The sequence below is a fragment of the Tumebacillus sp. BK434 genome (genome assembly GCF_004340785.1).
Taxonomy (GTDB): Bacteria; Bacillota; Bacilli; order Tumebacillales; family Tumebacillaceae; genus Tumebacillus_A.
Window position 1 is genome coordinate 1 of sequence record NZ_SLXS01000008.1, and the last position, 17,469, is coordinate 17,469.

The window sequence follows — 17,469 nt, forward strand, 5'->3', positions numbered from 1 at the left end:
CACACCTGTTCCCATCCCGAACACAGAAGTTAAGCTCTGCAGAGCCGATGGTACTTGGACCGCAGGGTCCTGGGAGAGTAGGACGTCGCTAGGCACACACGAAAGAGACTCGTTCTTCGGAACGGGTCTCTTTTCTATTTCCACCCTATGTCCATGCCACCCAGAGCGACAGTGCGATCGCATGCGTCACGACGGCGATCAACATGCGGATCTGATGGTCGGCCAACTGCTCCGGTTTCGTATTCCACGCGTTGAACGCCCCGAGCAGCGAACAGAGCACCGTCAGCAAAAACACATGCGCCACTTGCAGCGTCACGATCGTGCCGACAAACGATGTGAGCAGATAATACCCGGCCGGCACATGCCGGGCCGCCGCTGCGCCGAACTTCTGCGCCACCCATGCTGCCGTCGTCATACGTCCAGTATCCAAAGCCCCCAGATGCCCCTGCACCAGCCACGCCACACAGAGCATCGAGTGCAGCACCGCCGCGATGCCCACGACCGGCTCCCACGCATCGGTGAGCAGAAAATACGTCCCCAGCGTGCAGGCCACAATCGCCGGAAACGCCCCCAGCCATTCGCCTAGCAGCGGGAGATGGCGCAGCGGATGAAACGTGTACGCCAGCGACGAAAACACCCCGAGCAGCAAAATCAACAACAGAGACGCCGTCGTCGTCGGCGCCGCATACTCACCAAACGTGATCGTCGTGACCAGCCCGAGCAGCGACAGCAAAAACCACGCCCGCCGCGCATCCGCCCCGAGCGCCAGCGACCCGTCCGGCATCCGCAGCACGCCCTGCAACAGCACGCTGCTCAGCATGATCACCCCAAACATCTCCCAATGCACATCCAGCGCCGACTGTAGATTGTGCACCGCAAAGCCTGCCGAGATCGCAAACGCAGACATCGTCCACGAAATCGCCGGAGACAGCCGCATCCAACCGAACAAGCCTTTGACCATTTGCAGCATCGGCATGCACTCCTTATTCCGGTTGTTCAAACAGATGGTTCAAGAAATCAAGCAACATGCATTTCGCAAGTGATGCGGGCAGCACCGACAGGCTCTTTTTCGCCTTGTTCGCATACGAGCGCATCACCGCCCTTGCGGAGCCCATCGGCAGCGGCACGACCCCGCCGGTCGCCGTCGCCTGCAGCACCGCCCGCCCGGCCCGCACCGGCAAGGCCCGCACGAGCCGCAGATCCTCCTGCACCTGCAGGGCCATGCCCAGCCAATAACCGTGTGCTGTCAAAGCCTCTTCCACCTCCGACGCCGCTCCCCCGAGGCGCGCCCCGACCTTTCCGCACGTTGCCGCAAACAGCGCCGACCGCGAGTAGGCCCGTTCCAAATAGGCCCGCTCGGTCAGCTCCGGCCAGAGCGCATTTTGCTGCCGCGTCTTCTCCACGAGCAACTGCCGGCACAGCTCGGCAAACGACTGTACCACGCCGGGCGGCAGGTCGGCGCATAACGACAGCGCTTCCGTCTGCAAAAAGCTGCCCGCCAGCAGCTTGCTTCGCGCCGCCATTCCGTCTTCTGCCGCCTCCTGCCCTTTGATCGCCAGCATCAAGAGCTCCATGCTGACCGCAGCGAGCAGTGCCTCCTCCTCCCGGGCCCGGACCGCGTCGGCCGTCAGCATCACCAAAAGCGCGTACAGCCCGCACTTCGGATCGGACAACAGCTCTTCCCCCAAGCTTGGCGGCACACCGGCCACCCGGTTCAGCGCCGTCCGCAGTTCCTCCTGAATCACCAAGAGACGCGACTCAAACGGATCGTGCAGGTTGATACACATCGCCATGAATGAGCAGCCCCCTTTGCGACAGTATTTGCTAACTCAATGCGGATGATGAGGCGTATAAAAAATCGTCCGCTCCTGACAGAGCTGATCGAGGATCAGATTCGGAAACTTGCGCATCGACACGTTCAGAAACTCATTGATCACAAACGTGTCGTGCGAGGAAAAGGTCAGGATCATCTCCCCCCAGCGCTCCGTCTCATAGCGGCAGAGCATGCCGAGCACAAACATGACCATATAATGCACCGTAAGCTCCGGCAGCAACAGGTCGTCCCGGTGCGGAAAGCGCAGATGCGGCCGCCCCGAGAAGTCGTAAAGGATCAGCGGATGTTCCGCGTCCTCGCCTTCCACCGCCACGGCGAACAGCCCGGCCTCCTCCCCGTCCTCAGGATAGAAAAAGCGGGTCTCCTCCCCGCCGTACCGGTTCAGGATGTCGACCAGCTCATCCCGCGTCTTGTCGCACCCGGCCACAAACGACCGCTGCAGCTTCCACCGCGCCTGCCGCTCTGCGTCGCGCAGAATCTCCACGGCTCCGACCTGCGCCTGACCGTACAGGCGCTGATAGGTCGGGATCAGCTCCGGGATCACGGCGAGCAGCTCCTTCATCGCGAACCGCTGCTGATTTTCCAGCGGGGTTCCGCCCAGCGTCTTGTGCAGCACATGAAAAATGCCGTCCTTCTGCACCCGCACCTCATCTTCGGCAAACGCGTACTCCTCGCGCTTCAGCTTGCGGGTGGACAGCCCGTGCTTGAGCACGCTGGTCGTCGAGGGGTAATCCGGGTCATGCGCCGTGATCAGCGCTTTCGACAGCGCCATCATGCCGTAATAGAGCAAAAGAGGCTTTGTCAAAATGTCGCACGCTTCTGCCGCCCGGTAGTATTCTCTCGCCTGCTTGATGGAGAAGATAAACTTCGGGGTGGCCTGATAGACGTGTTTCTGGACATTTTCAAAGCCGGATTCCGTATAGCGATTTCGCAAAAATTCACTCGTTGTCTGTTCGTTCTCGAAATACACGAACGTATCCCATAGCTTGCGGTAAGGCTGTTCCGTCGGAATGCGGACCGTGGCCTGCATCGAATTCACAGACCTCCTCTCTCCAAGGGATGAGATTCGTAAACATGGCTTGACTGCGAAATAGGCTCTTGCTAAACTAGCCATAATATCCACGGTCAAGGGAAAAACTATACAAAAACTTGGGGGTAGAACACGGAATGTGGGAAGACAAATTTGGCAAAGAAGGCCTCACGTTTGACGATGTACTGCTGATTCCTGCGAAGTCGGAAGTGCTGCCGCGCGATGTGTCTGTGGCAAGCCGAATCACACAAAAAGTCAAAGTCAACACGCCGATCGTATCGGCAGGCATGGACACCGTCACCGAGTCGAAAATGGCGATTGCGATGGCCCGCGAAGGCGGCATCGGCATCATTCACAAGAACATGCCGATCGAGAAGCAAGCCGAAGAAGTCGACCGCGTCAAACGCTCCGAATCGGGCGTCATCACCAACCCGATCTTCCTCTCTCCGGACCACCACGTCTATCACGCAGAAGAGATGATGGCGAAATATCGCATCTCCGGCGTGCCGGTCACCGACAACGACGGCAAGCTGGTCGGCATCATCACCAACCGTGACCTGCGCTTCGAGACCAATTTTAACCGCAAGATCTCCGAGGTCATGACGAGTGAAAATCTGGTCACCGCCCCTGTCGGCACCACGCTGCAAGAAGCGCAAGGCCTTCTGCAGAAGCACAAAGTGGAGAAACTCCCTCTCGTCGACGAAAACAACCACCTCAAAGGCCTGATCACGATCAAAGACATCGAGAAAGCGATCAAGTTCCCGAACGCTGCCAAAGATGAAAAAGGCCGCCTGGTCGTCGGCGCTGCTGTCGGCGTGACCAAGGATACGTTTGAGCGTGTGGAAGCGCTGGTGAAAGCGGGCGTCGACCTGATCGTCGTCGATACGGCGCACGGTCATTCCCTTGGCGTCATCAACACCGTACGTGAAATTCGCGCCCACTACCCGGAGCTGCAGATCGTCGCCGGCAACGTGGCGACGGGCGAAGCGACCCGCGACCTGATCGAAGCGGGCGCATCGGCTGTCAAAGTCGGCATCGGCCCGGGCTCGATCTGCACCACCCGCGTCGTCGCCGGCATCGGCGTGCCGCAGATCACCGCGATCTATGACTGTGCGACGGTCGCGCGCGAATACAACATCCCGATCATCGCCGACGGCGGGATCAAATACTCGGGTGACATCGTCAAGGCGCTCGCCGCCGGCGCAGATGTCGTCATGGTCGGCTCGCTCCTCGCCGGCACGGAAGAATCACCGGGCGAAATGGAGATCCACCAAGGCCGTTACTTCAAGGTCTACCGCGGCATGGGCTCGATGGGCGCAATGAAAGAAGGCTCCGGCGACCGCTACTTCCAGGAAGACGCGAAGAAGCTCGTTCCGGAAGGCATCGAAGGCCGCGTGCCGTACCGCGGCGCACTGGCCGACATCATCTATCAGATGGTCGGCGGCATCCGCGCCGGCATGGGCTACTGCGGCGTGGCGACGATCGACGCGCTGAAGAGCGACACCCGCTTCATCCGCATCACCGGGGCCGGCCTCAAAGAAAGCCACCCGCATGACGTACAAATCACCAAAGAAGCACCGAACTACAGCCTCTCTTAATGAAAACTTTTGTCTATCGAGTGAAACCGGAGTCTTTCAGACTCCGGTTTCTTTTTTTCTGTGCTATAATCAAATTTGCATGTTTATGATCAAAAACAAGGCAAGACTGAAAAATAGAAGAAGAAGGGACGAGGAACGCAACATGAAAAAATCGGGTTTCTGGAAAAAAAGTGCCTCGGGTGCCCTGATCGCAGCAATGCTGCTGGCATCCACGCTGCCGGCTGCCCAGCCGGTTGCACCGCTCTCCTTCGTATCGGTTGCACACGCGGAAGGCGAAGTGAAACCGCCTGCTAAGCTCGACATCCAATCCCCGGTCGGACTCTTGATGGACGCCAAGACCGGCCAGATTTTGTGGGAAAAGGACATGCATGCCAAGCGTTACCCGGCATCGGTCACCAAGATCATGACGATGATGCTCGCCTACGAAGCGGTGGCCAAAGGTGAAAAGCAGCTCACCGACATCGTGCCGATCACCGAGAACGCCTACCTCGTCGAAGGTTCCAGCGTCTGGCTGGACCCGAATGAGAAGTTCACCTTGCAGGAGATGCTCGAGTTCATCGCCATCCAGTCCGGCAACGACGCTTGTGTGGCGACCGCCGAGTTCATCGCCGGCAGCGAAGAAGCGTTCGTCGCGCGCATGAACAAAAAAGCGCAGGAATTGGGCATGAAAGACACGCATTTTGCCGACACCAACGGCTTGCACCATCCGGACCACTACACCTCCGCGCATGACATCGCGACCATGGCGCGCGAGCTGATCACGAAGTACCCGCAAGTGCTCGAGATCACCAAAATGGAGAGCAAGACGATCCGCGACGGCAAGTTCAAGCTGGAGAACACCAACCACGTGCTGGGCTCCTATGACGGCCTCGACGGTCTGAAGACCGGCTTCACCGACCAGGCGGGCTACTGCCTCGTCGGGACGGCAGAGCGCAACGGCTTCCGTCTGATCTCGATCGAACTTGGCGCACCGAACGATGCGGTTCGCGTGTCCGATTCGGTGAAGATCCTCGACCACGGTTTCAACAACTACAAATCCGAGCCGGTGATCAAAAAGGGCGAGAGCGTTGCAGAGCTCGCACCGATCACCTCCGGCAAAGAAAAAGAGATCGGCACCGTCGCCGCGACCGATCTGAACGTGGCCGTGCTGAAAGAGGGCGGCGCATTCACCAAGAAAGTGGTGTACAATGAAGTCACCGCGCCGGTGAAAAAAGACGCGGTGCTGGGACAACTGCAAGTGGTGCAGAATGAAAAGGTCGTCGCCAGCGTCGATCTGCTCGCTGCCCAAGATGTAGAAAAAGGGTCCTGGATTCGCCTGATGTTCCGCGGGATCGGCAATTTCTTTGGCGGCTTGTTCGGAGCGATCGGCGATTTCTTCGGCGGTTTATTCTAATCTGACAAGTGAGGGATCGTCATGTCTAACGTTCCGTCTTGGTATCTGATCACGTCGCTGATCTTGTTTATCATCCTGATTCCCGGTGGCTTCTTTATGTTCCGCGCTTTTCTGCGCCGCATGGCTCCCGAGAAGCCGGACCAAAACCAGGGGTAATCCCCCTGGTTTTTTGCGTTTCCTTGTCACTGTCTCATCACTCATGTAAAATGGGATTAGTTGTGTTTTATTTAAAACGTACTAAGCGGCACAGGGGGAACTTTCTCATGATCGAAACTGGTACCACTCGCGTTAAACGCGGTATGGCAGAAATGCAAAAGGGCGGCGTCATCATGGACGTTGTCAATGCAGAGCAAGCGAAGATTGCTGAAGAAGCGGGCGCAGTAGCAGTCATGGCGCTGGAGCGCGTTCCGGCTGACATTCGCGCAGCAGGCGGCGTAGCTCGTATGGCAGATCCGACCATCATGGAAGAAGTCATGAACGCGGTCTCGATCCCGGTGATGGCGAAAGCTCGTATCGGCCACTTTGTGGAAGCCAAGATTTTGGAAGCGATGGGCGTAGACTACATCGACGAATCTGAAGTTCTGACTCCGGCTGACGATAGATTCCATATCAACAAGCGCGACTTCACCGTTCCGTTTGTCTGCGGCTGCCGTGACCTCGGCGAAGCGCTCCGCCGCATCGCAGAAGGCGCTTCGATGCTCCGCACCAAGGGCGAGCCGGGCACCGGCAACATCGTCGAAGCGGTCAAGCACATGCGTATGGTGCAAGCACAGATCCGCAAAGTTGCGGCGATGGCAGACGACGAGATCGTAGCAGAAGCGAAAAACATCGGCGCGCCGGTGGAACTGCTCCTGCAGATCAAAAAAGACGGCAAACTGCCGGTCGTAAACTTCGCAGCAGGCGGCGTCGCCACTCCGGCTGACGCAGCGCTGATGATGCACCTCGGCGCAGACGGCGTATTCGTTGGCTCCGGCATCTTCAAGTCGGACAACCCGGCGAAGTTCGCAAAAGCGATCGTGGAAGCGACCACCCACTACACCGACTACAAACTGCTCGTAGAACTGTCCAAAGACCTCGGCGTCGCGATGAAGGGCATCGAGCTGTCCACCCTGCGCGACAACGAGCGCATGGCAGAGCGCGGCTGGTAAGATCCCGCTATGAAAATCGGCGTATTGGCGTTGCAGGGTGCTGTTGCTGAGCACATCAAAAGCTTGCAGCAGGCCGGTGCTGACGAAGTCGTTTCGGTCAAATGGCCGAAAGACCTCGAAGGCCTCGACGGTCTGGTGCTGCCGGGCGGCGAAAGCACGACCATCGGCAAGCTGATGAACAAATACGAACTGATGGAGCCGGTTCGCGAGATGGCGAAGCGCGGCGTGCCGATGTTTGGCACTTGTGCCGGCTTGATCTTGCTCTCGAACCGCATCCACGGCCAGGACTGGGCGCATATCGGCGCGTTGAACGCGCTGGTCGACCGCAACTCGTTCGGCCGCCAAGTGGACTCGTTTGAAGCGGACCTCAAGGTGGAAGGTCTGGAAGGGGACGAGCCGTATCCGGCCGTCTTCATCCGCGCTCCGCACATCATGGAGGTAGGCGAGAACGTCGACGTGCTCTGCACGTACAACGACCGCATCGTCACCGCGCGCCAGGGCAACCTGCTCGGCGCGTCGTTCCACCCGGAACTGACCGACGATGTCCGTCTGCACAAGTATTTCCTTGGCATGGTGCAAGAGGCGAAAGCAACCGTATAAAACACAGAGGAGGAGCGTCATGTCGACGCTCCTCCTTTCGTATATTTAAAACCATCCTGCGTTTGGAACGGAGGCTGGGACGATGAACCTCTACGAATTCAGCATCGGGCTGCTCAAACAGCACCAGGTGCCGGGCGGCTCCTTCCCGGCGTCACCCGCCTTTTCCGCCTACCAGTACTGCTGGCTGCGTGACGGCACGTTTACCGCCTATGCGCTCGACGTGGCGGGGGAGCGGGAGGCGGCTGCGGGCTACTACCGCTGGGTGCACAAGACGATCATCCGGCACCTGCACAAGTTTTACACCTTGTTAGCGAGAAGACAACGGGGGCTGCCCCTGTCCGCGGAGCTGTTCTGGCATTGCCGGTATACGACCGACAGCTGGGAAGGCAGCGAGCCGTGGGGGCATTTTCAGTTGGATGGTTACGGCGCGTACCTGTGGGGCGTGGCGGAGCATGTGAAGCGCAGGGCAGATGGGGACGAGTTTCTGACGGAGATCCAGGAGAGCCTGGAAGCGACGGTGTCCTACCTGCTGGAATTTTGGCAGGAGCCGAACTTCGACTGCTGGGAAGAAAACGGCGACCGGGTGCATCTGAGCACCTTGGCGGCAGTCTACGGCGGGCTGCAGCGCATCTCGGAGCTGCTGCCAGACCCGCGCATCGCGCCGGCCTGCGCGGAGATTCGCGCCTTTGTCGAGCGGCATGGCGTGGCGAACGGGCGGTTCATCAAGTCGCTGGGGAACCCTGCGGTCGACGCCAGCCTGCTCTGGCTCACCGTGCCGTTTGACCTGTTTGCCGCAGATGATGCGCGGATGGTGCGCACGGTGGCGGCGATCGAAGCGGACTTGTGCACGGGCGGCGTGCACCGCTATCCGTCCGACGTGTTTTACGGCGGTGGTGCGTGGCCGCTGCTGACAGCCTGGCTGGGCTGGTACTACCTGCAGGCAGGGCAACGCGAACGGGCACAAGAGCTGCTGGACTGGGTGGAAGCCCAAGCGGACGAGCGGGGCTGTCTGCCGGAGCAGGTGCCGGAAGGACTGCTGTTCCCAGAGGAGCGTAAGCGCTGGGTCGACCAGTGGGGAGAACCGGCCCGTCCGCTGTTGTGGGCGCATGCGATGTATGTGGTGTTGAAGAAAGAGATGATGAGGAACTAGAAATATCCCACAATCAACTCCTGCCGATCTGGCTGGAGTTTTTCATTTTTTTCAGACAGACGCCCATAAACTAGCGGACGATTCTCGTAACTATAGCGACAACGACAACAAAGACTGAAAGGATGAATACATACTCTATGAAAAAATCGAAAGCACTGCTTACTTCTTCTGTACTGATCACCTCTCTGATTCTCTCGCCGATGGCTGCGTTCGCAAGCGGCGATGCAAACACCTCCACGCAAGTGAAAGTCACGGAAACGACCGATGTGAACGCTGAGCAAGTCGGCCTGACCCCGGACAACTTCTTCTACTTCTTCAAGCAACTGATCTGTGACGTCAACCTGATGTTCACGTTCGACGATAAAAAAGAAGCAGAACTGCTTCTGCAATACGCCAACGAAAAAGCGGCCGAGCTGAAAGTGCTGGCCGAGCAAGGCAACACCGAATACAACGAAGAGCAGATGAAAGAGATCGAACAACTGCTCCTCCAAGCGGCAGACCTGATCGGCGGCAAAGATGACGGCAAGACCACCGAAGACGGTACTACCATCGAAGACGGCAAGACCACCGAAGACGGCACCACCATCGAAGACGGCAAGACCACCGAAGACGGCAAGACCACCGAAGACGGCAAGACCACCGAAGATGGCAAAGCCACCGAAGATGGAAAAACCACCGAAGATGGAAAAACCACCGAAGACGGCAAAACCACCGAAGACGGCAAAACCACCGAAGATGGCAAAACCACTGAGGACGGCACGACCGCTCCGACGGAAGAGCAACAGCCGGCTGAGGAAGGGCAGTACGGCCCGCACCATGCGCTGGAAGTGCTGAAAGCTCTGCTCGACAAACTGCCGGAACAGGGCCGCAAAGGCGTCGAGAACGCGATCAAGCACATCGAGAAAAACATCGAAAAGCAAGAGAAGAAAAAAGCAAAGCACAAGAAACACCAAACAGAGAAAGCGCCGACCACCGAAACTCCGGCACCGGCTGAAACCACACCGGAACAAGACGACACCGCGACGACCGAGCCGACCACCGAACCGGCAACGAAGCCTGAAACTACGACCGATGGCACCGTAACCATCAAACCGACTCCGGCCCCGGTACAAGCGAAAGAAGAAGTCCTCGCACCGAAAGCGAAAACGACCGTTGAGCCGAAGAAAGAGCAATCCAACAACGGCAATCACTACGGCCAGCACAAGCAAAAAGAACAACCGAAGAAAGAAGAGCACAAATCTTCACAAAATAAAGGCAACAAGGGCAGCGAAAAAGGCAAATCTGAAGAAAAAGACAACGGCAGAAACTAAGTACCAGCCAGCAGTAGCAGCCTGCTTTATACACCAGCCGGGCCCGCATCACAAGTCACAATGCAAAGGCGGTCATCTCCAGGATGACCGCCTTTTTAGGCACGCAAAAAAGCACCGGATCAACTCCGGTGCTTTTGTTTTTTCCACTAGGACCGTACAGTCTGGCGAACTTGGCCGATGCGCTGGGCCACCTTTTCCAGCACGTGGTGAATCGAGTCTGCGTCTTTCAGCACGTCGTACTCGTTGATGTTCAGACGAATCACCGGGCAGGCGGTGAAGTTGTTGATCCATTCTTCATACCGTCCGTACATCTCTTCCCAGTACGCGATGTCGGTGTTCTGCTCCATCGGACGGCCGCGCTCCTTGATGCGGGCGAGAACGTCGTCGAACGTGCCTTCCAGGTAGATCAGCACATCCGGATGCGGGAAGTACGGCGTCATCACCATCGCATCGAACAGCGAGGTGTATGTCGAGTAATCGGTCTGGCTCATCTTGCCCTGATCGAACAGCATCTTGGCAAAAATGCCGGTGTCCTCATAGATCGAACGGTCCTGCACAAAGCCGCCGCCATACTCGAAAATGCGCTTCTGCTCTTTGAACCGCTCAGCGAGGAAATACACCTGCAGATGGAAGCTCCACTTCTCAAAGTCGGCGTAAAACTTGTCCAGATACGGGTTGGAATCCACTTTCTCAAGCGAGGTGCGGAACCCGAGCGCATCGGCCAGCGCCATCGTGATCGTCGACTTGCCGACGCCCACCGTCCCGCCGATCGTGATCACCGCGTCGCGCGGGATGCCGTATTTTTCGCAAAGGGAATGATTAAGCATGTTCGAGATGCTCCTTGTTCATAGTTTCTTCAATCATGCGGAACACGAAATCCATATCTTCCGGACGCTCCACGAAATCCAGCTCGTCCCCGTCCAATTGCAAAATCGGCACATCAGGGTGCAGGTAGCGGTAACGCTCCAAAAACAGCTCATAGTCATCGCGCAAGTTGCGAATGTAGGTCGGATCGATGTTATGTTCGATCTCACGCCCGCGCTTGGCGATGCGCTTCATGATCGTCTCCACGCTGGCGTTCAGGTGAATGATCAAAGTCGCTTTCGGCATGTCGCAGGTCAGAATGTCGTAGATCTTCAGGTATTTGTCCAGCTCCGCCTTGTGCAGTGTGCGCTGTGCAAAAATCGTATTCTTGAAAATATTGTAGTCCGATACGACCGAGTGCTCTTGTTTTAAATATAAGTTCGAGATATCTGTCAATTGTTTGAAGCGGTTGCAGAGAAAAAACATCTCGGTCTGAAAACTCCACTCCTCGATGTTGTCGTAAAAACGGCCGAGGAAAGGATTTTCCTCTACTATCTCTTGAAGGAGATGGTATCCGTACCGCTGGTTGATAGCCCTGGCAAGTGAAGTTTTGCCAATTCCGATCGGCCCTTCAACCGTGATGAATTGGGGTAAAGGCATCGAAGTCCCTCCTGCAAACGTGATCAGATTGCATTGTAACACATTTCAAAGGTTCATAGAATGGGTTGGCAGAAAATGAAAAGACGGCAAACCCATTCGCGGCAACCTGCAAAAATGTGTATAATAGTCAAGGTAGATTGTACGGCAGAGAGGAAGGTTTACGCATGAGTCCAAGTACACTTTTTGTGATCAACATCATCGTGTTTATCATTTGCATCCTGCTTCAATATAAGGCATTCCATCGCAAAGCGTTCAACCGCGGCCTGTTCATTCAGATCTCGATGTTCGTCGTCACCGGCCTCATCTACCTGGCGCCGAGCTCGCCGCGCTGGTTTGTCTGGCTGCTGTTCATCGTAGTCTGGGCGTTCACGCTGGTGATCACGTCGTCCTCGATTCGCCACCTGATCCACAACAGCAAGAAGAAGTAAGTTGTGAAAAGAGCTGCGGAAGATGCCTGCCGCTCTTTTCTTGTTTTTCCCTCTTGCAAGGCGGATTCTTTTCGGGTAACATAGATACTGTTCTTCACGGAGAAGTGGCCGAGTCGGTCGAAGGCGCTCCCCTGCTAAGGGAGTATACTGGAAACAGTATCGAGAGTTCGAATCTCTTCTTCTCCTCCATGTGTGCCCATAGCTCAGCCGGATAGAGCGTTTGACTACGAATCAAAAGGCCGGGAGTTCGAATCTCTCTGGGCACGCCACTTTTATCAAACAGACCTCACCTTTTGCTTTGTGCTCAGGTGAGGTTTTTTGCAACCTGCTCCTTGGGAGGTGTCGGCCGTGCACGAGTCGTTCATGCGGGAAGCGATGCAAGAAGCGCAGACAGCCGCTCAGTACGGCGAAGTGCCGATCGGCGCGGTCATCGTCCGCGACGGCGAGATCATCGCCCGCGGCCATAACATGCGGGAGATCTGGAAAGACCCGACCGCACACGCTGAGCTGATCGCGATCCGCGAAGCGGCCCGCGTACTTGGCGGGTGGAGATTGACAGGCTGCACGCTTTATGTTACCTTAGAACCATGTCCGATGTGTGCTGGCTCGATCATCTTGTCCCGCGTGGATCATGTGGTGATCGGTGCGATGGATGCCAAGGGCGGCGCGGTCGGTTCGGTGACGAACATCGTCGAGACAGACCTGTTCAACCATCGTCCAGAGGTTACCACTGGCGTTTTGGCTGACGAATGCGGTATAATGTTGAAGGAGTTCTTCAAGGGACTTCGCAGCAAACGATCTAAATAGTTTTGTTACGGAGAGATGTCTGAGTGGTCGAAAGAGCTCGCCTCGAAAGCGAGTGTGCCTTTGCGGGTACCGTGGGTTCGAATCCCACTCTCTCCGCCATTTTTATGTTTATCACCAAGTTTGTCGTGCTAGACGGGGAGGTAGCGGTGCCCTGTAACCCGCAATCCGCTATAGCGGGGTTGATGTCTGGCCGAGGGTTTCCGTTTGTGGAACGGTCGGTCGTAAGTGGTGTTGAGGATTGGGTCCTGCGCGACCGAGCCTCCTGAACCGTGTCAGGTCCGGAAGGAAGCAGCACTAAGGGAACCGCTTGTGTGTGCCGCAGGGGTGCCTGGTCTGAGCTAACTGCGCCCGACTCTTCATCGGCGGGATTCGGAGCCAGATGCACGGCTACAAATTTGATAGATGTTCGCGAAAAGACCTGTGCAGTTTCTGCACAGGTCTTTCTCATTTTTGTAACAAATGCCGCTTCGACAAGAAGAGACAACGTTCATCAAAGGAACTTTCCGCCCCCGAGGAGAAGTTTCCAGTAATGACAGGGGGGACTGAGAGATGAAACAAACCTCTGAAATGACCGAAAGATATTCCGGGCTGCGCACACCGCAGTTCCGGGTGGAAGGGCTCGACGTGGAGACGTACCACGACGGCGTCGTTGTGCTTGATTTGGAGATGAACGTGCTGGCGGTCAACAAGACGGCTGCCGATTTTCTGCCCGGCGACTGGTCGGGTGAGTTGCCGAAGCAGCTTCGGGACGTGTTTCCGGAGATGACCGAAGAATACGAGTGGCTGTCGCGACTGGTGCGGGAGCGAAGTTGCTTCCGCAACCACATCGTCAACTTGTCGCGCGACGGGAAATTGCGGACGCTGCTCTCCGACAGCTCGTTTTTGCGGGAAGCGGACGGGGCGCAGGCGGGGATCTGCCTGTTTTTGAAAGACATCGGCAACATCGTGTCACTCGAGCAGAAGATCCAGCACAACGAGATTCTCGCCACCGTCGGCAAGATCGCCGCCGGGGTGGCGCATGAGATCCGCAACCCTTTGACGTCGATCAAAGGGTTCCTGCAGATCATGCGCCATGAGCTGGACAAACAAGGGATGAAAAAGGAGTTTAGCTACACCGATGTGATGCTGGCCGAGATCGACCGGGTCAATGAGCTGGTCGGCGAGCTGCTCTTGCTGTCCAAGCCGCGGGAGCTGCGCATGGAGCATCTGGAGATGGAAGAGCTGATCATGGCGATGGCGCCCTTGATCTCGTCGGAGTCGCTCCTGCACAATATCGAGTTCCACCTCAGCCTGAAGTCGGTGCCGAAAGTGTACGCCGACCCGGAGATGCTGAAGCAGGTGCTGCTCAACCTCGTGAAAAATGCGATCGAGTCGATGTCCGAAACGGCAGGCGGCAAGATGGTCATCGCCACCGACTACCTGCAGGGCGAGCGGATGGTGCGGGTCGATGTGCAGGATACGGGGCCGGGGATTCCGCACTATCTGGTCGATCGGATTTTCGATGCGTTCTTTACGACGAAAGAGACGGGAACGGGCCTTGGCCTGCCGATCTGCCAGCGCCTGGTCAACGATCTCGGCGGACGGATCAAAGTGAAGACGAAAGGCTATGGCACGACGTTTTCCGTGTTTTTGCCGGCGCTGGCGGAGTAGAATTTTCAAGGAAAAGAGGGGCTCTGCACAGGGAGAGCCTCTTTTGCGTTCGTCCAAAAACTGTGTTACTCTTAAAGTTGAACATCTATGTGTTTTACTAGGGAGGGGTTCGCTTACCATGGCTTATATCGCGTTGTATCGGGAGTGGCGGCCCCAACTTTTTCGAGATATTGTCGGGCAGGAACACGTGACGCGAACGCTGCAAAACGCCATTCGGCAGCACCGCTTTGCCCACGCCTACCTGTTTAACGGACCGCGCGGGACGGGGAAGACGTCGGCGGCGAAGATTTTGTCCAAAGCGATCAACTGTGAGCAGGGGCCGGCCGAAGAGCCGTGCAACGAGTGCCATGCCTGCAAAGGCATCACCAAAGGCACGATCATGGACGTGATGGAGATCGACGCCGCGTCGAACCGCGGGGTCGATGAGATCCGCGACCTGCGCGACAAGGTGAAGTTTGCGCCGACCGAAGTGCGGTACAAAGTCTATATCGTCGACGAGGTGCACATGCTGACGACGGAGGCGTTCAACGCGCTTTTGAAGACGCTGGAAGAGCCGCCGCCTCACGTGATGTTTATCCTCGCGACCACCGAACCGCACAAGCTGCCGGCGACGATCATCTCGCGCTGCCAGCGCTTCGATTTCCGCCGCATCATGGGGCGCCCGATCGTCGACCACCTGCGCTCCATCGCCGAGCAGAAGTCGGTCGAGGTCGAAGAGGAAGCCTATTGGATGGTCGCGCGCGCCGCGGAGGGCGGGATGCGCGACGCCTTGTCAATTTTTGATCAGTTGATCTCCTTTGGCGGCGACAAGGTGCGCGCCAGTGACATCATCTCGATGGTCGGCGCGATCGGCACCGACGTGCTGGCCCGGCTCGCGGAAGGTGTGGCGGAGCACGATGCGCCGAAAGCGCTCGGCATCATCGGGGAGCTGATGGACAAGGGCAAAGACGTCGGGCAGCTCTTGCACGACATCGTGACCTATTTCCGCGACCTCTTGATGTACAAGACGGTGCCGCACCTGGAAGAAGTGCGCGACCGCGCCAACTACGACCGCGATTTTGCGGAAGTGGCGGGGAAGTTTGAAATACCGCTGTTGATCCAGCTGATCGAGCAGATGACGCAGGTGCAAAATGAGTTGAAGTGGCAGTCGCAAGGGCGCCTGCTGCTCGAGATGCTGGTCGTGCGCCTGTGCCAGATGCAGTCGTTCGATCCGGAGTCGCTGCTCAAGCGGATTCAGGAGCTGGAGGCGAAGATCGCGGGCGGCCTGCCTGCTGCCCCGACGGGGCAGATGCCGCAGGGCCAACAGCCGTCGCCGATGCAGCAGATCCAGATGCCTCCGCAGACGATGCAGTCGGCTCCGCCGATGCCGCAAGGACAGCTGCACCAGCAGCCGCCCCAACAGCAGATGCAGACGCCGCGTCCGGCACCGACACCAGCACCGGCCGCACCGCAGCAGCAGGCAGCGCCCGCGCCGGCCGCTGCTGCTCCGGCACCAGCGCCTGCTCCGCAGGGCGGAATGCTGTCCGGCGGTCTGGATAAGATTGTGACCCATCCAAGCCCCGAAGCGCTCGCCCACGTGCGCCAGTTCTGGCCGCGCGTGCTCGATGATGTCAAAGCGCGCAAGATCACCGCACAGGCCTGGCTGCTCGCCGGGACCCCGGTCGCGGTCGACAACGGGTACATCGTGGTGGCGTTCAAGAGCCCGATCCACAAGGAGACGGTGATGAAGCCGATCCACCGCGAGATCATCGAGCCCGTCTTTACCCAACTGATGAACGGAACGCCCCACCAGCTGTATGCCGTCATGGAGACGGAGTGGGACAAGTTCCAGGCCCATTTCCAAGCGGGCGCCGCATCGGCTGCACCCGAGCAGCCGGCGGCCGCCGAGGAAGAAGCGAAAGACGCACTGGTCGAGAAAGCCCAGGCGCTTTTTGGTTCTGAGCATCTTGAAGTGGTCGAATAACATATTCTGTTATGAGGTGACATGAGATGAAAAACATGCAACAACTGATGAAGCAAGCGAAGAAAATGCAAGACGACATGATGAAAGCACAAGAAGAACTCGGCAACAAGACGGTCGAAGGCTCCGCTGGCGGCGGCGTTGTGACCGCCGTTGTCACCGGCCACAAAGTGGTGCAGGCGATCAACATCAAGCCGGAAGCGGTCGACCCGGACGATGTGGAAATGCTGCAGGACCTGGTGCTGGCTGCCGTTAACGATGCGATGAAGAAAGTGGACGAAATGACCGCTGCATCGATGGGCAAATACACCAAAGGCATGAACATGCCGGGCCTGTTCTAAGCGGACCGATGCTCTATTATCCGGAACCCATCTCCAACCTGATCGACGGGTTCTCCCGGCTGCCGGGCATCGGGCCGAAGACGGCCCAGCGCCTCGCGTTTCACGTGCTCGGGATGAAGGAAGATGACGTGATGGATCTGGCCAAGGCGCTGGTCAATGCCAAGCGCCACCTGCATTACTGCTCGGTGTGCCAGAACATCACCGACATCGACCCGTGCCGGATCTGCTCCGACCAGAGCCGCCGCCGCGAAGTGATCTGTGTCGTGCAAGACCCGAAAGACGTGGTGGCGATGGAAAAAACCCGCGAGTTTGGCGGGTTGTATCACGTGCTGCACGGGGCGATCTCGCCGATCGAAGGCGTCGGCCCCGATCAGATCCGCATCGCCGAACTGCTGCGCCGCCTGCAAGACCCGGAAGTGGAGTGCGACGAGATCATCATGGCGACCAACCCCAACATCGAAGGGGAAGCGACCGCGATGTACCTCTCCCGTCTGCTCAAGCCGGTCGGCATCAAAGTGACCCGCATCGCCCACGGTCTGCCCGTCGGCGGCGACCTCGAATATGCGGACGAAGTCACCTTGTCGAAAGCGTTGGAAGGCAGACGCGAGCTGTAAATTTAGATTTACTATCATTGAAGAGAGCCAATTCCTGCATATGAATGCAGGGTTGGCTCTTTTTTAATTTTTACTAACTCCCAAGATAGGACTTTTTCACCTGATGACGAAATATACAGTAGTCTTATTTACCTATCTATTC

General features: G+C 57.5%; 18 protein-coding genes, 3 tRNA genes, 1 rRNA gene and 1 other RNA gene. 18 read left to right on the forward strand and 5 right to left on the reverse strand.

The genetic code is table 11. The features are described from left to right. Positions 1-94: ribosomal RNA gene (gene rrf, locus EV586_RS16990) — 5S ribosomal RNA — on the forward strand; the annotation flags it as partial. 51 nt (positions 95-145) lie between these two features. On the opposite strand, the gene EV586_RS16995 is transcribed toward rrf, so the two are convergent. The 3 genes from EV586_RS16995 to EV586_RS17005 are packed head-to-tail and all read right to left on the reverse strand — an operon-like array spanning position 146 to position 2,864. After that, on the reverse strand, positions 146-970 hold the full coding sequence (locus EV586_RS16995) for a hypothetical protein (RefSeq protein WP_132946288.1): 825 nt from the start codon (positions 968-970) through the stop codon (positions 146-148). A 13-nt stretch (positions 971-983) separates the two neighbouring features. Continuing rightward, on the reverse strand, positions 984-1,793 hold the full coding sequence (locus tag EV586_RS17000; RefSeq protein WP_132946289.1) for a polyprenyl synthetase family protein: 810 nt from the start codon (positions 1,791-1,793) through the stop codon (positions 984-986). Positions 1,794-1,829: 36 nt separating this feature from the next. Continuing rightward, the gene (locus EV586_RS17005; RefSeq protein ID WP_165898673.1) at positions 1,830-2,864 is read right to left on the reverse strand and encodes a YaaC family protein; all 1,035 of its coding nucleotides are present in this window, start codon (positions 2,862-2,864) and stop codon (positions 1,830-1,832) included. A gap of 137 nt (positions 2,865-3,001) precedes the next feature. Between EV586_RS17005 and guaB the strand changes: the two genes are divergently transcribed. The 7 genes from guaB to EV586_RS21240 all read left to right on the forward strand — a co-directional run bounded on the left by guaB (position 3,002) and on the right by EV586_RS21240 (position 10,063). Beyond that, a complete protein-coding gene (gene guaB, locus EV586_RS17010) occupies positions 3,002-4,462 on the forward strand; it encodes an IMP dehydrogenase (protein ID WP_132946291.1) in 1,461 nt (486 codons plus the stop codon). 142 nt (positions 4,463-4,604) lie between these two features. Continuing rightward, positions 4,605-5,855 carry a D-alanyl-D-alanine carboxypeptidase family protein gene (locus EV586_RS17015; RefSeq protein ID WP_165898674.1) on the forward strand — a complete coding sequence of 417 codons (1,251 nt, stop codon included), beginning with the start codon at positions 4,605-4,607 and terminating at the stop codon, positions 5,853-5,855. A 21-nt stretch (positions 5,856-5,876) separates the two neighbouring features. After that, positions 5,877-6,011 carry a DUF2621 domain-containing protein gene (locus EV586_RS21520; RefSeq protein ID WP_243653072.1) on the forward strand — a complete coding sequence of 45 codons (135 nt, stop codon included), beginning with the start codon at positions 5,877-5,879 and terminating at the stop codon, positions 6,009-6,011. 107 nt (positions 6,012-6,118) lie between these two features. Then, on the forward strand, positions 6,119-7,003 hold the full coding sequence (gene pdxS, locus EV586_RS17020) for a pyridoxal 5'-phosphate synthase lyase subunit PdxS (RefSeq protein WP_132946293.1): 885 nt from the start codon (positions 6,119-6,121) through the stop codon (positions 7,001-7,003). A 9-nt stretch (positions 7,004-7,012) separates the two neighbouring features. Next, on the forward strand, positions 7,013-7,603 hold the full coding sequence (pdxT, locus tag EV586_RS17025) for a pyridoxal 5'-phosphate synthase glutaminase subunit PdxT (protein ID WP_132946294.1): 591 nt from the start codon (positions 7,013-7,015) through the stop codon (positions 7,601-7,603). Positions 7,604-7,685: 82 nt separating this feature from the next. Continuing rightward, a complete protein-coding gene (locus EV586_RS17030) occupies positions 7,686-8,753 on the forward strand; it encodes a glycoside hydrolase family 15 protein (RefSeq protein WP_132946295.1) in 1,068 nt (355 codons plus the stop codon). A 137-nt stretch (positions 8,754-8,890) separates the two neighbouring features. Continuing rightward, entirely contained in the window at positions 8,891-10,063 is a 1,173-nt protein-coding gene (locus tag EV586_RS21240) for a DUF5667 domain-containing protein (RefSeq protein WP_165898675.1), read from the forward strand. Between the two features lie 146 nt (positions 10,064-10,209). On the opposite strand, the gene EV586_RS17040 is transcribed toward EV586_RS21240, so the two are convergent. After that, on the reverse strand, positions 10,210-10,890 hold the full coding sequence (locus EV586_RS17040; protein ID WP_132946296.1) for a deoxynucleoside kinase: 681 nt from the start codon (positions 10,888-10,890) through the stop codon (positions 10,210-10,212). Continuing rightward, positions 10,883-11,527, reverse strand: a complete 645-nt coding sequence (locus EV586_RS17045; protein ID WP_132946297.1) for a deoxynucleoside kinase — start codon at positions 11,525-11,527, stop codon at positions 10,883-10,885. Before EV586_RS17045 ends, EV586_RS17040 begins: the two co-directional genes overlap by 8 nt. 164 nt (positions 11,528-11,691) lie before the next feature. Here EV586_RS17045 and EV586_RS17050 point away from each other — a divergent pair, with 164 nt between their 5' ends. From EV586_RS17050 to recR, 10 genes are all read left to right on the forward strand, one after another. Continuing rightward, on the forward strand, positions 11,692-11,955 hold the full coding sequence (locus EV586_RS17050; RefSeq protein WP_132946298.1) for a hypothetical protein: 264 nt from the start codon (positions 11,692-11,694) through the stop codon (positions 11,953-11,955). Between the two features lie 98 nt (positions 11,956-12,053). Then, a tRNA-Ser gene (locus tag EV586_RS17055) sits at positions 12,054-12,144 on the forward strand. 3 nt (positions 12,145-12,147) lie between these two features. Next, a tRNA-Arg gene (locus EV586_RS17060) sits at positions 12,148-12,224 on the forward strand. A gap of 70 nt (positions 12,225-12,294) precedes the next feature. Next, on the forward strand, positions 12,295-12,762 hold the full coding sequence (gene tadA / locus EV586_RS17065) for a tRNA adenosine(34) deaminase TadA (protein ID WP_207893934.1): 468 nt from the start codon (positions 12,295-12,297) through the stop codon (positions 12,760-12,762). Between the two features lie 9 nt (positions 12,763-12,771). Further along, a tRNA-Ser gene (locus tag EV586_RS17070) sits at positions 12,772-12,861 on the forward strand. 24 nt (positions 12,862-12,885) lie between these two features. Next, positions 12,886-13,149, forward strand: an RNA gene (gene ffs, locus EV586_RS17075) — signal recognition particle sRNA large type. A 162-nt stretch (positions 13,150-13,311) separates the two neighbouring features. Beyond that, the gene (locus tag EV586_RS17080) at positions 13,312-14,412 is read left to right on the forward strand and encodes a two-component system sensor histidine kinase NtrB (protein ID WP_132946299.1); all 1,101 of its coding nucleotides are present in this window, start codon (positions 13,312-13,314) and stop codon (positions 14,410-14,412) included. 118 nt (positions 14,413-14,530) lie between these two features. Then, complete coding sequence (gene dnaX / locus EV586_RS17085; RefSeq protein ID WP_132946300.1) at positions 14,531-16,375, forward strand: DNA polymerase III subunit gamma/tau; 1,845 nt, start codon at positions 14,531-14,533, stop codon at positions 16,373-16,375. Positions 16,376-16,401: 26 nt separating this feature from the next. After that, entirely contained in the window at positions 16,402-16,713 is a 312-nt protein-coding gene (locus tag EV586_RS17090) for a YbaB/EbfC family nucleoid-associated protein (RefSeq protein WP_132946301.1), read from the forward strand. An 8-nt stretch (positions 16,714-16,721) separates the two neighbouring features. Further along, positions 16,722-17,327 carry a recombination mediator RecR gene (gene recR, locus EV586_RS17095; RefSeq protein WP_132946302.1) on the forward strand — a complete coding sequence of 202 codons (606 nt, stop codon included), beginning with the start codon at positions 16,722-16,724 and terminating at the stop codon, positions 17,325-17,327. Positions 17,328-17,469: the final 142 nt, after the last annotated feature.

Excerpts from the sequence above, each read along its gene's own strand:
- dnaX (WP_132946300.1), top strand. The coding sequence starts at position 14,531 with ATGGCTTATATCGCGTTGTATCGGGAGTGGCGGCCCCAACTTTTTCGA.
- EV586_RS17040 (WP_132946296.1), bottom strand. The coding sequence starts at position 10,890 with ATGCTTAATCATTCCCTTTGCGAAAAATACGGCATCCCGCGCGACGCG.
- EV586_RS21240 (WP_165898675.1), top strand. The coding sequence starts at position 8,891 with ATGAAAAAATCGAAAGCACTGCTTACTTCTTCTGTACTGATCACCTCT.
- EV586_RS16995 (WP_132946288.1), bottom strand. The coding sequence starts at position 970 with ATGCTGCAAATGGTCAAAGGCTTGTTCGGTTGGATGCGGCTGTCTCCG.
- EV586_RS17080 (WP_132946299.1), top strand. The coding sequence starts at position 13,312 with ATGAAACAAACCTCTGAAATGACCGAAAGATATTCCGGGCTGCGCACA.
- guaB (WP_132946291.1), top strand. The coding sequence starts at position 3,002 with ATGTGGGAAGACAAATTTGGCAAAGAAGGCCTCACGTTTGACGATGTA.
- recR (WP_132946302.1), top strand. The coding sequence starts at position 16,722 with ATGCTCTATTATCCGGAACCCATCTCCAACCTGATCGACGGGTTCTCC.
- EV586_RS17030 (WP_132946295.1), top strand. The coding sequence starts at position 7,686 with ATGAACCTCTACGAATTCAGCATCGGGCTGCTCAAACAGCACCAGGTG.
- EV586_RS21520 (WP_243653072.1), top strand. The coding sequence starts at position 5,877 with ATGTCTAACGTTCCGTCTTGGTATCTGATCACGTCGCTGATCTTGTTT.
- EV586_RS17005 (WP_165898673.1), bottom strand. The coding sequence starts at position 2,864 with ATGCAGGCCACGGTCCGCATTCCGACGGAACAGCCTTACCGCAAGCTA.
- EV586_RS17090 (WP_132946301.1), top strand. The coding sequence starts at position 16,402 with ATGAAAAACATGCAACAACTGATGAAGCAAGCGAAGAAAATGCAAGAC.
- pdxS (WP_132946293.1), top strand. The coding sequence starts at position 6,119 with ATGATCGAAACTGGTACCACTCGCGTTAAACGCGGTATGGCAGAAATG.
- EV586_RS17050 (WP_132946298.1), top strand. The coding sequence starts at position 11,692 with ATGAGTCCAAGTACACTTTTTGTGATCAACATCATCGTGTTTATCATT.
- pdxT (WP_132946294.1), top strand. The coding sequence starts at position 7,013 with ATGAAAATCGGCGTATTGGCGTTGCAGGGTGCTGTTGCTGAGCACATC.
- EV586_RS17015 (WP_165898674.1), top strand. The coding sequence starts at position 4,605 with ATGAAAAAATCGGGTTTCTGGAAAAAAAGTGCCTCGGGTGCCCTGATC.
- EV586_RS17045 (WP_132946297.1), bottom strand. The coding sequence starts at position 11,527 with ATGCCTTTACCCCAATTCATCACGGTTGAAGGGCCGATCGGAATTGGC.
- EV586_RS17000 (WP_132946289.1), bottom strand. The coding sequence starts at position 1,793 with ATGGCGATGTGTATCAACCTGCACGATCCGTTTGAGTCGCGTCTCTTG.